The sequence below is a fragment of the Pseudomonas sp. TH37 genome (assembly GCF_016650735.1).
Taxonomy (GTDB): domain Bacteria; phylum Pseudomonadota; class Gammaproteobacteria; order Pseudomonadales; family Pseudomonadaceae; genus Aquipseudomonas; species Aquipseudomonas farris.
Window position 1 is genome coordinate 621,110 of sequence record NZ_JAEKFD010000001.1, and the last position, 11,900, is coordinate 633,009.

The following is an 11,900-nucleotide window of genomic DNA, read 5'->3' on the forward strand; positions in this document are numbered from 1 at the left end:
TTTACACACAGGGCAAGCGAATGGATTTCCCTCTGCCGGGGAAATTGCCGGGGCCAAGAGTACTGCAAAGAACCGCACAAAAGCGCTGAAAAAAACTCCTTTAAACACGTTTATGTCGGTCTTGCGATAGCGCAAGCGGCGCTCAGTTGTTAAAAGATACGTCTTTGAAAATCCATCGCAAAAGGACTTCGACCATGCCTGTCACCTTCACCAAGAGCGCCCTGCTGCTGAGCCTGATGCTCGGACTCGGCCAGGCACAGGCCGCCAACGAGCCAAGCCCCACCGCACTAGCGACCCGTCTGGGCATTCCGCACCCGGCGGTGATTGCCCACCGTGGTGCGTCTTTCGATGCACCGGAATCCACCGCTGCGGCCTACAAACTGGCTCGCGATCTGGGCGCCGACTACCTGGAAATGGACCTGCAACGCAGCAAGGACGGCGTGTTGTTCGCCCTGCACGACAACAACCTGCAACGCACCACCGACGTCGCCACCAAATTCCCTGAGCGCAAGGACAGCCTGGCCAACGAATTCACTATCGCCGAACTCAAAACCCTGGATGCCGGCAGCTGGTTCAACAGCGCTTACCCGGATCGCGCGCGTCCGTCTTACGCAGGCCTGAAGATCCTGACCCTGGACGAAATCATCGATATCGCCCAGGGCAACCCGTTGCACAAGCCGGGTCTGTACATCGAAACCAAAGAGCCAAAGCAGTTTCCCGGCATCGAGCGTGACCTCAAGGATAAATTGCAGGACCGCGGCTGGCTGAGCCCTACCGGCTCGAAACTGGCGAAGAGCAATCTGGCGGTCGGCCAGGGCAAAGGCAAAGTAGTGCTGCAAACCTTCGAGAAGAGCAGCCTCGAATTGCTTGAGAAGGAAATGCCGCAAGTACCGAAAATCCTGCTGCTGTGGGTGGGCGAAGGCAGCATTGAGCCGAAATCAAAAGTGACGTTCGCCGAGTCCGGTGACAAGGACAAAGCGACCTACTACGCCAAGCAGGAACCAAAAGACAAAGCCGAATTCCAGCAATGGGTCGAGTACGCCAAGGCCCAGGGCGCTATCGGTACCGGCCCTTCAGCCGCGCTGACCAAGGGTGGCGATCAGAGCTACTCGGACCTGGTGAAACCGTGGATGAACCAGTACACCCACGATCAGGGCCTGCTGGTGCATGTCTACACCATCGACGATGCCGTGGATTACCAGAAAGTGGCGGATGCCGGTGTCGATGGCATCTTCACCAACCGCGCCAGCGAACTGCTGAATTTCTATAAGCGTCCGGCAGCGGCGAGCGTTGCGCAGTTGTTGCAGAACAACGGGTATTGATAGGCACCAGACCCGACACCGCGTCGCCCCCATCGCGGGCAAGCCACGCTCCCACAAGGTCTGCGCAAAACCTGTGGGAGCGTGGCTTGCCCGCGATTGCTTTCTGACTGGCCTGCTTATCTGTTGAGGTCGCCACAGGCCATTAAGGGTGAATTAAGTTGCGCGAGCTAACCTGATCCCACTTAAACAGCTCATCCAAGGAAAGAACTTCATGAAAACCTTAACTGCCCTGTTCACTGCTGCTGCCCTGACCCTCACCGCTGGCCTGGCCCAGGCTGACGTTCGCGTCGACCAGATCCCTGAGCTGGTCAAGAGCGGCAAGATCAAACCACTGGAAGAACTGAACCAGGCTGCCTTGAAGTTGCACCCGGGTGCCACGATTACCGACACCGACCTGGATAACCACTTCAACGGCTACGAATATGAAGTTGAACTGCGTATGGCTGACGGCACCGAGTGGGACGTGGACTTCGATGCCACTACCGGCAAGGTTCTGAGCAACAAACAAGACACGTGATTCAACAGCACAAAAGCCGCACGACTTACGGGTTGTGCGGCTTTTTTGCGTTCGGCGTCAGCAGTTCGCTGAAGCGACGAACGAAGCCGCGACAATTCGCGCAAGCCCGCTAGAATCCCTCAAAACCATTTGGCATGTTGAAGTAGAGAACCAAGGATATGGGGCAAACAGCGGCAGCAGACATCGCCACAATCAGCCGGATCAGCGCGGTACCGGCGATTCTTCAGGTGATCAGCGAGTTGACCGGCTTGCGGTTCGCAGCGGTGGCCCGTGTTACCGAAGAGGCCTGGACTGCCTGCGCAGTGCTCGATCGACTGGATTTCGGTTTGCAGGTGGGCGATGAACTGGACCTGGTCTCCACCCTGTGCAACGAAATCCGCCAGGGCCGCCACTCGGTGGTGATCGACAAGGCCAGTGAAGATCCGCTCTATCGCGATCACCACACGCCTCAGACCTATCAACTCGAAAGCTACATTGCCGTCCCGATATTGCGCACTGACGGGCGCTTTTTCGGCACCATTTGCGCCCTTGATCCCAATCCGGCGCCGCTCAAATCCAGCACGATCCAGAGCACCATGGAATCGTTCGCCCGGATGCTCGCGCTGCAGATCGAAGCCGAAGAAAACCTGCAACGGACCGAAACGGCGCTGATCAAGGAACGCCAAACCGCCGAACTGCGCGAACAGTTCATCGCCGTGCTCGGCCATGACCTGCGCAACCCCTTGTTCGCCATCAGCGCCGGCGCCGAAATGCTCCTGCGCAAAGTCTCTGACCCGGCGAATGAACAACGGGCCCGGCACATCCTCACCAGCGCTCGGCGTGCGAGCAAACTGGTGGACGATGTGCTGGACTTCGCGCGAGGTTCACTGGGTCGAGGTATTCCGGTGAATATTGAGCCGTGCCCGGATCTGGCGGATGCGTTGCGGCATGTGATTTCCGAGATCCAGAGCATTCACCCTAAACGCGTCATTCAGTCGTCGATTGGCGACCTGAGCAACATCCATTGCGATCGCGAACGAGTCGCGCAATTGCTATCCAATCTGGTGGCGAACGCCGTTGTCCACGGAGATCCCAACGGCCCGATCGAGGTCAGTGCGCAGGTCAAGGAAGGACACTTTGTGTTGGGTGTCAATAATCAGGGGCTGATTGCCGAAGATGCGCTGCCGCATCTGTTCCAGCCCTACTCGAAACCAGCCAGCGCAACACCGCAGGCCGGCCTCGGGTTGGGGTTGTACATTGCCAGTCAGATTGCGCAGTCCCATGGCGGGAAACTGGAGGTGGTATCGACCGAGCAACAGGGCACGACGTTTACCTTCAGCTTGCCCTCACGGACTTAAGCGGTGGTGCTGACCACCGAACCCGACGTACTGCCACCCTCATCCTGCAATGCCTGCAACAACGCCGCCGTCACCGTCTGCAACGAAGCCGAAGTAGCCGCAACCTGCGACTGAGCCGCCGCAACGTTCGCAGCTTTCGCTTCGGCGCTGTCTTGCTTGGCCTGGGCCGCTTGCAGTTGTTGCTGTTGTTCCTGCAATTGCTTTTGCAGCTCGGCGAGCTGCTTGCGCAGTTGTTTCACCGTATCGGATTCGCTGCTGCTGGAACTGCTGTCGCTCGACGCGGGTGCACCGCCAGCGGCAACCTTGGTGGTATCGCTGAACGCCTCAGTCGTCGCTGCGACTGAGGTGTCTTCGGTGCTGTCGTTGATCGCGACTTTGCTTGAAGAGGTCGACAGGGTCTGATTGATCGAAACGGAGCTGATGCTGACCATGGGATTTATCCAATGTGGAGTTTGGGTAAATCCGTCATCGACGGGCACGGCATAAACTTGAGAGCGACTGTGTACCGATTCGGTAACCGAACCGATACACAGCCCATTTCACTAGGCGCTCAACCGCGCCGTCACTTCATTCAACTGCCCCGACAAGCCATGCAGATTGTGGCTGGCCGCTTCGGTGCGCTGCACGTTATCCAGGTTAGTACTGGCGATGCTGGTGATTTCGGTGAGGTTGCGCGAGATGTCTTCGGCCACTGAAGTCTGCTCTTCAGCGGCGGTGGCGATCTGGCGGTTCATGTCGCGAATGGCCTCCACGGCATGGGTGATGCGCTCGAGCATGGCGCCGGCCTGGGTCACTTGCTCGACGCTTTCTTCGCTGCGCGACTGACCGCTTTCGATAGCCTGGGCCGCGTCCACTGCGCCGGTTTGCACGGTTTGAATGATCTGATTGATCTCGATGATCGACGCTGCCGTGCGCTGGGCCAGGCTGCGTACTTCATCGGCGACCACCGCAAAGCCGCGCCCGGCTTCACCGGCACGGGCCGCTTCGATTGCGGCGTTGAGCGCCAGCAGGTTGGTCTGTTCGGCGATGCCGCGAATCACTTCCAGCACTTTACCGATGCGCCCGCTGTCGACTTCCAGACGACGGATGACCGTGGCGGTGTTGGCGATTTCGCCGCGCATTTGGGTGATGGTGTGAATAGTCCCCTGCATGACTTTTTCGCCCTGCTGGGCGGACTGGTCGGCGTCATCGGCCGCACGTGCCGCGTCGGCTGCGTGACGCGCGACTTCTTGCGCGGTGGCGGACATTTCGTTCATCGCCGTGGCCACCTGATCGGTGCGGTTGAACTGCTCGTTGGTGCCACTGGTCATGACGCTGGCGATGGAATTCAACTCGCCGCTGGCGCTGTCCAGGTCCGACGCGCTGCGCTGCAAGCGGCTGAAGGTTTCGGCGAGGAAATCGCGCAGGGTGTTGGCGGCCTTGGCCAGGTTGCCCAACTCATCCTGACGGGTACTGGCCACGCGCTCGGCGAAGCGGCCCTGGCTGAGTTGTGCCACGTAATCGATCAGTTTACGGATCGGCTCCACCAGGTTGCGGTTGACCAGCCACAGACTCAACAGGCCAATCAGCAGACCCGACACCAGCATCACTATAAGCCCCAACCACACCGTCTGATCGGCGCTGGCACTGATCAGCTTCGATTGCTCGATGCTCTGCTTGCGCAGTTCGCTGACCAGTTCATTCATCTGTTCGCTGGCGGCACGGTCCACGCCTTTGACCGCGTTGTCGCCGGCCGCGGGATCAGCACCGGCCGCCACGTAGGCATCCCGGCCCTTCTGATAGGCCGCACCTAATACACGATGCTCTTCACGCAGGCGTTCGATGCGAGCCTTGAGTTGCGGCTCGATGCCCTTCTGCCCGGCCAGTTCACCGAGGATGCCCTGCACATTGCGCTGGCCGTCCTCGAATTGCTTCCAGTATTTATCAAGGTCCGCAGGTTGCTTGCCGCGCAGCAGGACGTTTTTCCATTCCTGAACCTGCACCTTGAATTGCAGGTTGGCTTCATCGATCAGTTGTGAAGTGTGCAGCGGGCCTTCGATCAGGTTCGCGTAGTTCTGAACGCCATTGGACAGAAAGTGAAAGCAGGCCAAAGCGATCAGCAACATCGCCAACAGGCTGCCACTCAACAGGGCGAGAATTTGTGCTCTGAGGGACTTTTGCAAAAACATCGAGGGATATCTCATGGCAGGGATGAAGCACGACTTATAGGCGTGCAAGGTGTCCGGACATCCCTGTCAGCAACGCTGATTAACGACTGGAATCGAAAGATCAACATCTGTCTCATCGGCGTGCCAGAGCTTTTCTTGAGCGCTTCCGACCATCGGCATGGAGGCGGATTTTCGGCGCCACCAAATTGTCACAAAACCTTCAACATACGTTGCGATGATGGGGCTCAAGTGAACCTGTGAAACCTGCGACAGGCGCCTCCTCACAGCGAGACCTCATGAATCACAGCATTGACCAACGCCATCGAGATTCCGATCTGTTCGGCCTGCTTTACGGTTTCAGTTTTCGCCCCGGCGAGCGTGGCCGAGAGATCGATTCGGCCAAGGCGCTGCACTGCCTGCAACAACCAGACGACAGTGATGAATTCCTCTGGCTGCACCTGAACCTGGCCCATGCCGCGTGCGAGCGCTGGATGAAAAGCCATCTGGCATTGCCTGATGAATTTTTCGAGGCGCTGCACGAAGGTTCTCGCTCGACGCGCATCGAGCATGTCGATTCAGCGTTGCTGGCGGTGGTCAACGACGTGGTGTTCAACCTCAGCAGCATGGTCTCTTCGGATGTCTCGACGCTGTGGGTCTGCGCCCGCAGTCGGCTGATCATCAGCGCACGCCTGCAACCGCTGCACTCGGTGGACAAGCTGCGCTCTTCAGTGAAGGCCGGTGAATGCTTTCGCTCACCGCTGGAATTGCTGGTGCATTTGCTGCGCGATCAGGGCGAAGTGCTGACGCAGATCGTGCGCAAGACCAGCCTCAGCGTCGATCAGATCGAGGATGAGTTGCTGTCTTCGCGCCTGTCGACCAACCGGGCTGAGCTGGGCGCCAACCGCCGGGTGCTGGTGCGCCTGCAGCGGTTGCTGGCGCTGGAGCCCGGGTCGTTGCTACGCCTGCTCAATCGCCCGCCGCAATGGTTGCAGAAGGAAGACGTCAAGGAGCTGCGCAAGTCCACCGAGGAGTTTGCGCTGATCATCAACGACCTCACGGCCCTCGGTGAACGGATCAAGCTGTTGCAGGAAGAAATCGCCGCCAACCTCAACGAACAGAGCAACCGCACGCTGTTCACCCTGACCGTGGTCACGGTGCTGGCGCTGCCGATTAACATCATCGCCGGTTTCTTCGGCATGAACGTCGGCGGCGTGCCGCTTTCCGGCGATCCGGAGGGGTTCTGGATTCTGGTGGCGCTGGTCGCGACGTTTACCCTGATTGCCGGACGCTGGGCGTTTCGCAAGCGCCAGGATTATTGAATACTTCGGCCCCCTCGCCACAGATGTTTGCCTGCCCCACAAAAAAACCAAACACTGACCCAGCGCAGCCTCTCTGTAATATTTAGCAACGATCATGACCGATACTCCTTCTCTGCTCAGGATTATCCGGCATGGCTACGCCTTCCTTCACCAGCGCTGCCCAGGCTCCCGCCAGCAGCGCCAAGCCGCAGCTCGATAAAAAACCCGGCCTGCTCACCATCGTGATGTTCTTTGCGGTGCTGGGCAGCGGGCTGTTATTCACCGCTTACAGCCTGATGCACGACATGAGCGAACTCGGCACGGTGGTCACCACCTGGACGCCGTTTCTGCTATTGGGCGTCGCGCTGCTGATTGCCTTGGGCTTTGAGTTCGTCAACGGTTTTCACGACACCGCCAACGCTGTGGCGACGGTGATTTACACCAACTCCTTGCCGCCGAATTTCGCCGTAGCCTGGTCCGGGTTCTTCAACTTTCTGGGGGTGTTACTTTCAAGCGGCGCGGTGGCGTTCGGCATCATCGCCCTGCTGCCGGTGGAGCTGATTCTGCAAGTCGGTTCCTCCGCCGGTTTCGCGATGATCTTCGCGCTGTTGATCGCCGCGATCCTGTGGAACCTCGGCACCTGGTGGTTGGGTTTGCCGGCGTCTTCGTCGCACACCCTGATCGGCTCGATCATCGGTGTCGGCGTGGCCAACGCCCTGATGCATGGCCGCGACGGCACCAGTGGCGTGGACTGGGCCCAGGCGACCAAGGTCGGTTACGCGTTGCTGCTGTCGCCGCTGATCGGCTTCGCCTTTGCCGCGCTGTTGCTGCTGGCGTTGCGCGCCTTCGTCAAAAATCGCGCGCTGTACAAGGCACCTAAGGGCAACACTCCGCCACCGTGGTGGATTCGCGGCATGTTGATTCTGACCTGCACCGGTGTGTCCTTCGCCCACGGTTCCAACGACGGCCAGAAAGGCATGGGCCTGATCATGCTGATTCTGGTCGGTACCCTGCCAATGGCGTATGCGCTGAACCGGACCATGCCGGCGGATCAGGCCCTGCAGTTCGCTGCCGTGGCGGAAGTCACCCAGCAAGCACTGATGAAAAACTCGCCGCTGCCGGCGCCCGCCGATCCACGCCCGGTGCTGACCGATTACATGCGCAGCAAGGAAGCCACGCCGCAATTGATCCCCGCCCTCGCCGCACTGGCGGGCCACATCGGTAACGAAGTGAAGGGGTATGGCTCGCTGTCGAAAGTCCCGGCCGAAGCGATGGGCAACGTGCGTAACGACATGTACCTGACCAGCGAAACCATTCGCCTGATGGACAAGAACAAGGTCGGCAACTTCGACGCCGACACCACCGGCAAGCTGCAATTGTTCAAGCAACAGATCGACAACGCCACGCGGTTCATTCCGCTGTGGGTGAAGATCGCGGTGGCCATCGCCCTGGGGTTGGGCACCATGGTTGGCTGGAAACGCATTGTGGTGACGGTCGGCGAAAAAATCGGCAAGACGCACCTGACCTACGCCCAGGGCGCCTCGGCGGAAACCGTGGCGATGTTGACCATCGGCGCTGCCGACATGTTCGGCCTGCCGGTGTCGACCACCCACGTATTGTCTTCCGGCGTGGCCGGGACCATGGTCGCCAACGGTGGCGGCTTGCAGATGAAGACCATCCGAAATCTGCTGATGGCCTGGGTGCTGACCTTGCCGGCGGCGATTCTGTTATCGGGCAGTTTGTACTGGTTGTTCACCAAGTTGTTCTAACCTCGACAGCTCCTACAGGGGCCAGTCCCGATTTGTTTCCGAGTCGGGATTTTTTTTGCCCGGCGAAAGCATTTCGTCGCAAATACAGGGGATTGCGCCTTTATTGATCCACCACCCGCCGGATTGCACTTCAGTTTGCTAACGTGTGGCCGACTCATAAGAGACTCGATGCATTCAGGAGTGGAATCGTGAATCTGTATATCAATCAGCTTCAGCACAAAGCTGACTTTAAAGAAGCCATCTACGCCGGCGACATCTTCCTGAACACTCAGCTGCGCGCCGCCAAAGAGCTGTGTGCGTTCGCCCAGGAAAGCATCACCGCCGCCTTCGACGGCGAGACCAATCACCAGGCGCTGCACACGCTGATGCCGGTGGAAGAATTCGTGGTACTGGTGACGCGCCTCAAAGGCCAGTTCACCAACAGCCAGCGCGCCAAGGACCTGATCCTGTCGTTTATCGACGAGATCGGTGTCGACCCGCGCGAGTACATTTTCGACGTGCCGCGTATTCGCGTGGTGCCGAACTATGACTACCTGCACGCTGGTGTCAGCTACGCCTACAAGCCTCATCGCGACACGTGGTACGGCAGCGTCGATTGCCAGATCAACACCTGGATGCCGGTGCATACCATTCGCCCCGACCAGACCATGATGATCAACGCCGGTTACTTCGACGTACCGGTGAAGAACACCTCCAGCGAATGGAGCCTCAACGACTGGATCAACAACCAGCGGCACAAGGCCAAGGATAACCTCAAAGAGGAAGTCCGCGTGCACCCGGTGCCGCTGGAGGCGATCAACACCGCGTCTGAAGTGCGCATCGCCGGCAATACCGGCGAGATGCTGATCTTCTCCGGCTCGCATCTGCACGGCACGGTCGCCAATCACACCGAACAAACCCGCTTCAGCGTGGACTTCCGCCTGATGCACCTCGACGACCTCAAGCACAAGCGCGGCGCGATCAACGTCGACAGCGCTTGCCCTGACGTCGGCGCCGGTTTCAAAGACTATTTCCACGCCCACGACTTTTCGAATTTCCAAGGAATCGACCAATGACCAAGCGTCGCATCACGCCTGCCGAGGCCCAGTACAACGAAACCCGTGCCAACGTCCTGAAACGGGTCGATGCCGAGTACGTGGCCGACGCACCGTTCGTCTTCGCCAACCGTATCGGCGTTACCGCTGCTCTGTCGCGCATGGAGCTGTTCAAGAAAGTCGCCGAAATCCCGGGCGCGATCATTGAGTGCGGCGTGTACAAGGGCAACTCGTTGATGCTCTACATGCACCTGTCGATGATCCTGGAGCCCTACGCGATCAACCGTTCGATTATCGGCTTCGACACCTTCGAAGGCTTCCAGAGCATCGACAAGAAAGAAGACCCGGCGGACGTCAACGAGACCATGTTCTCCGACACCGACCAGTCGCTGATCCAGGACATGATCGACGCCAACGACCTGCTGCGCCCGGTCAACCGTATCCCGCGCTGCGAGCTGGTCAAAGGCGACATCGTCAAAACCGTGCCGGAGTGGGTCCAGACCCGTCCGGACCTGGTGGTGGCGATGCTGATCCTCGACACCGACCTGTACGAGTCGACCAAAGTCGCGCTGGAAACTTTCCTGCCGTACATGCCAAAAGGCGCGATCGTGGTACTGGACGAAGTGGCTTACCGCAACTTCCCTGGCGAAACCAAAGCCCTGCGCGAAGTGCTCGACCTGAACAAGATCGAACTCAAGCGCCTGCCGTTTGATTCGTGTGTAGGCTACTTCCACGTCTGACACATAACCCTGTGGGAGCGGGCTTGCCCGCGATGGCAGCATGACAGACAACATTGATGTTGAATGTACCTGCCTCATCGCGGGCAAGCCCGCTCCCACAGGTTGTGTGTTGTTTTTCAGGTTGTGGATTGGATGACTTGACCCAGCCGGTCCAGGATCAAAAGATCGCAGCCTTCGGCAGCTCCTACGCCGATCGGGTACATGGTTGTACTCAATCAACGAGCTGCCGAAGGCTGCGATCTTTGCTTTTTAAACCTCGCAAGCCCTGCGCACCAACAGCCGCTCACGTACCACGTCGTAACCCCAGTGGTATACGTAGGTGTACGGCAGGAAAAACAGCAGCACGCCGATGTCCAGCAGGAACGCCTGCCACAGGCTGACCTTCAGCCACCAGGCAATCAACGGCACGCCAAACGCGACCAGACCGCCTTCGAACAACAGCGCATGCACCACGCGGACCCAAGCGTTACGCACAATGGCAAAGCGCTTGAGCAACCGGTCGAACAAGCCGTTGAAGACCACGTTCCAGGCCAGGGCAAGGACTGCAATGGCCATGGTTACCGCGCCCATTTCCAGCATGGGTTTGTCCATGACCCAGGCCAGCAGCGGGGTACAGATCAATATCGCCAGCAGTTCGAAACCGATGGCCTGGAAAATTCGTTCAGTGATGGATTTGTTGGCGTTCATGGCCAGACTCCCTGAGTGACTATGGTTGCCATGATCTGTCATCACACCGATACTTCATAACCAATAACCATCGATCAAGGCGATAGCTCATGGCTTCCCACGAAGTGTTGCTGGCGTTTGTCCAGGCGGCGACTCAAGGCTCGTTTTCTGCAGCGGCGCGCAAGCTCGGTCGCAGTCAGTCGACCATCAGCGCCGCAGTGGCCAGCCTGGAAATCGACCTGAACCTAGCCCTGTTCGACCGCAGCAGCCGCAAGCCGAGCCTGACCCCGGCCGGGCACGTCATGTTGCAGCGGGCCGAAGAGATTCTGGCCGCCACCAGCCGCCTGGAAATGACCGCCAGCCAACTGTCCCAAGGCGTCGAGCCGAAGCTGACGGTGGCGATTTCCGACACTTACCAGTCCGACCGTTTCGAAGCGGCGCTCAGTGCTTTCGAGCAGCGTTATCCAGACCTGGAACTTGAATGCCTGATCGCCGAATGCGATGACCTGGTGGCTTTGGTGCAACGCGGTCGAGCGCATGTCGCCTTCGCTGAGATGCAAGACAGCTACCCACCCGACCTGGTCAGTTCGACGGTGGACGAGCGCACGGAAATCGCCCTGTTCGTGTCCCACGCTCACCCGTTGGCGAAGCTGAAGGGAATCGATCAGGACGTGCTGCAACAGCACCGCGAGCTGCGTCTGGCGACGATCGTCAATCCGTATGAAAGCCGCGCGAAGGGGCGCGTCTGGTCGGCGCCGAGTTACCTGATGCTGCTGGAAATGGCCCAGGGCGGATTCGGCTGGGCGCCGTTGCCTCGGTGGTTGGTGGGGCGGTTCGGGGCTGGCTTGCTGGTGGAGCTGAATGTGCGCGGCTGGCCGAAACCGGTATGCGTCGACGCGCTGTGGTCGCGGCTGCATCCACCGGGGCCGGCGGGGAGTTGGTTATTGAGCAAGATGTTGGAGTGAAGGTCCTGCGGCCCTTATCGCGGGCAAGCCTCGCTCCCACAGGGTTGTGCGTCGGACACAGATTTTGCGCACATCATCAATCCACTGTGGGAGCGGGCTTGCCCG

At 59.2% G+C, this 11,900-nt stretch carries 11 protein-coding genes; 8 read left to right on the forward strand and 3 right to left on the reverse strand.

Annotated features, from left to right (window positions below):
- The first annotated feature begins 194 nt into the window (after window positions 1–194).
- From JFU11_RS02915 to JFU11_RS02925, 3 genes are all read left to right on the forward strand, one after another.
- Window positions 195–1,322: a glycerophosphodiester phosphodiesterase gene (locus JFU11_RS02915; protein ID WP_123721893.1), complete on the forward strand. Its 1,128-nt coding sequence runs from the start codon at window positions 195–197 to the stop codon at window positions 1,320–1,322.
- 211 nt (window positions 1,323–1,533) lie between these two features.
- Entirely contained in the window at window positions 1,534–1,839 is a 306-nt protein-coding gene (locus JFU11_RS02920; RefSeq protein WP_008009882.1) for a PepSY domain-containing protein, read from the forward strand.
- 158 nt (window positions 1,840–1,997) lie between these two features.
- Window positions 1,998–3,176 (forward strand): GAF domain-containing sensor histidine kinase, encoded by a 1,179-nt coding sequence (locus tag JFU11_RS02925; RefSeq protein ID WP_123721894.1) that lies wholly within the window; start codon window positions 1,998–2,000, stop codon window positions 3,174–3,176.
- On the opposite strand, the gene JFU11_RS02930 is transcribed toward JFU11_RS02925, so the two are convergent.
- Window positions 3,173–3,607: a hypothetical protein gene (locus tag JFU11_RS02930; RefSeq protein ID WP_201059711.1), complete on the reverse strand. Its 435-nt coding sequence runs from the start codon at window positions 3,605–3,607 to the stop codon at window positions 3,173–3,175. The two genes, JFU11_RS02925 and JFU11_RS02930, sit on opposite strands and share 4 nt — an antisense overlap.
- A gap of 111 nt (window positions 3,608–3,718) precedes the next feature.
- Window positions 3,719–5,344, reverse strand: coding sequence for a methyl-accepting chemotaxis protein (locus JFU11_RS02935; protein WP_201121220.1), 1,626 nt, complete (start codon window positions 5,342–5,344; stop codon window positions 3,719–3,721).
- Between the two features lie 275 nt (window positions 5,345–5,619).
- Between JFU11_RS02935 and JFU11_RS02940 the strand changes: the two genes are divergently transcribed.
- From JFU11_RS02940 to JFU11_RS02955, 4 genes are all read left to right on the forward strand, one after another.
- Entirely contained in the window at window positions 5,620–6,642 is a 1,023-nt protein-coding gene (locus JFU11_RS02940) for a transporter (protein WP_007898751.1), read from the forward strand.
- 131 nt (window positions 6,643–6,773) lie between these two features.
- Window positions 6,774–8,390, forward strand: coding sequence for an inorganic phosphate transporter (locus JFU11_RS02945; protein WP_201059715.1), 1,617 nt, complete (start codon window positions 6,774–6,776; stop codon window positions 8,388–8,390).
- 188 nt (window positions 8,391–8,578) lie between these two features.
- Entirely contained in the window at window positions 8,579–9,445 is an 867-nt protein-coding gene (locus tag JFU11_RS02950) for a hypothetical protein (protein WP_007898748.1), read from the forward strand.
- Window positions 9,442–10,164 carry a TylF/MycF/NovP-related O-methyltransferase gene (locus JFU11_RS02955; protein WP_007898747.1) on the forward strand — a complete coding sequence of 241 codons (723 nt, stop codon included), beginning with the start codon at window positions 9,442–9,444 and terminating at the stop codon, window positions 10,162–10,164. The genes JFU11_RS02950 and JFU11_RS02955 overlap by 4 nt, the downstream gene beginning before the upstream one ends.
- A gap of 249 nt (window positions 10,165–10,413) precedes the next feature.
- On the opposite strand, the gene JFU11_RS02960 is transcribed toward JFU11_RS02955, so the two are convergent.
- Window positions 10,414–10,851, reverse strand: a complete 438-nt coding sequence (locus JFU11_RS02960; protein WP_123721898.1) for a multidrug/biocide efflux PACE transporter — start codon at window positions 10,849–10,851, stop codon at window positions 10,414–10,416.
- Between the two features lie 89 nt (window positions 10,852–10,940).
- Here JFU11_RS02960 and JFU11_RS02965 point away from each other — a divergent pair, with 89 nt between their 5' ends.
- Window positions 10,941–11,795 carry a LysR family transcriptional regulator gene (locus tag JFU11_RS02965; RefSeq protein ID WP_201059717.1) on the forward strand — a complete coding sequence of 285 codons (855 nt, stop codon included), beginning with the start codon at window positions 10,941–10,943 and terminating at the stop codon, window positions 11,793–11,795.
- The last annotated feature ends 105 nt before the right edge of the window (window positions 11,796–11,900 follow it).

Excerpts from the sequence above, each read along its gene's own strand:
- JFU11_RS02915 (WP_123721893.1), top strand. The coding sequence starts at position 195 with ATGCCTGTCACCTTCACCAAGAGCGCCCTGCTGCTGAGCCTGATGCTC.
- JFU11_RS02920 (WP_008009882.1), top strand. The coding sequence starts at position 1,534 with ATGAAAACCTTAACTGCCCTGTTCACTGCTGCTGCCCTGACCCTCACC.
- JFU11_RS02925 (WP_123721894.1), top strand. The coding sequence starts at position 1,998 with ATGGGGCAAACAGCGGCAGCAGACATCGCCACAATCAGCCGGATCAGC.
- JFU11_RS02930 (WP_201059711.1), bottom strand. The coding sequence starts at position 3,607 with ATGGTCAGCATCAGCTCCGTTTCGATCAATCAGACCCTGTCGACCTCT.
- JFU11_RS02935 (WP_201121220.1), bottom strand. The coding sequence starts at position 5,344 with ATGTTTTTGCAAAAGTCCCTCAGAGCACAAATTCTCGCCCTGTTGAGT.
- JFU11_RS02940 (WP_007898751.1), top strand. The coding sequence starts at position 5,620 with ATGAATCACAGCATTGACCAACGCCATCGAGATTCCGATCTGTTCGGC.
- JFU11_RS02945 (WP_201059715.1), top strand. The coding sequence starts at position 6,774 with ATGGCTACGCCTTCCTTCACCAGCGCTGCCCAGGCTCCCGCCAGCAGC.
- JFU11_RS02955 (WP_007898747.1), top strand. The coding sequence starts at position 9,442 with ATGACCAAGCGTCGCATCACGCCTGCCGAGGCCCAGTACAACGAAACC.
- JFU11_RS02960 (WP_123721898.1), bottom strand. The coding sequence starts at position 10,851 with ATGAACGCCAACAAATCCATCACTGAACGAATTTTCCAGGCCATCGGT.
- JFU11_RS02965 (WP_201059717.1), top strand. The coding sequence starts at position 10,941 with ATGGCTTCCCACGAAGTGTTGCTGGCGTTTGTCCAGGCGGCGACTCAA.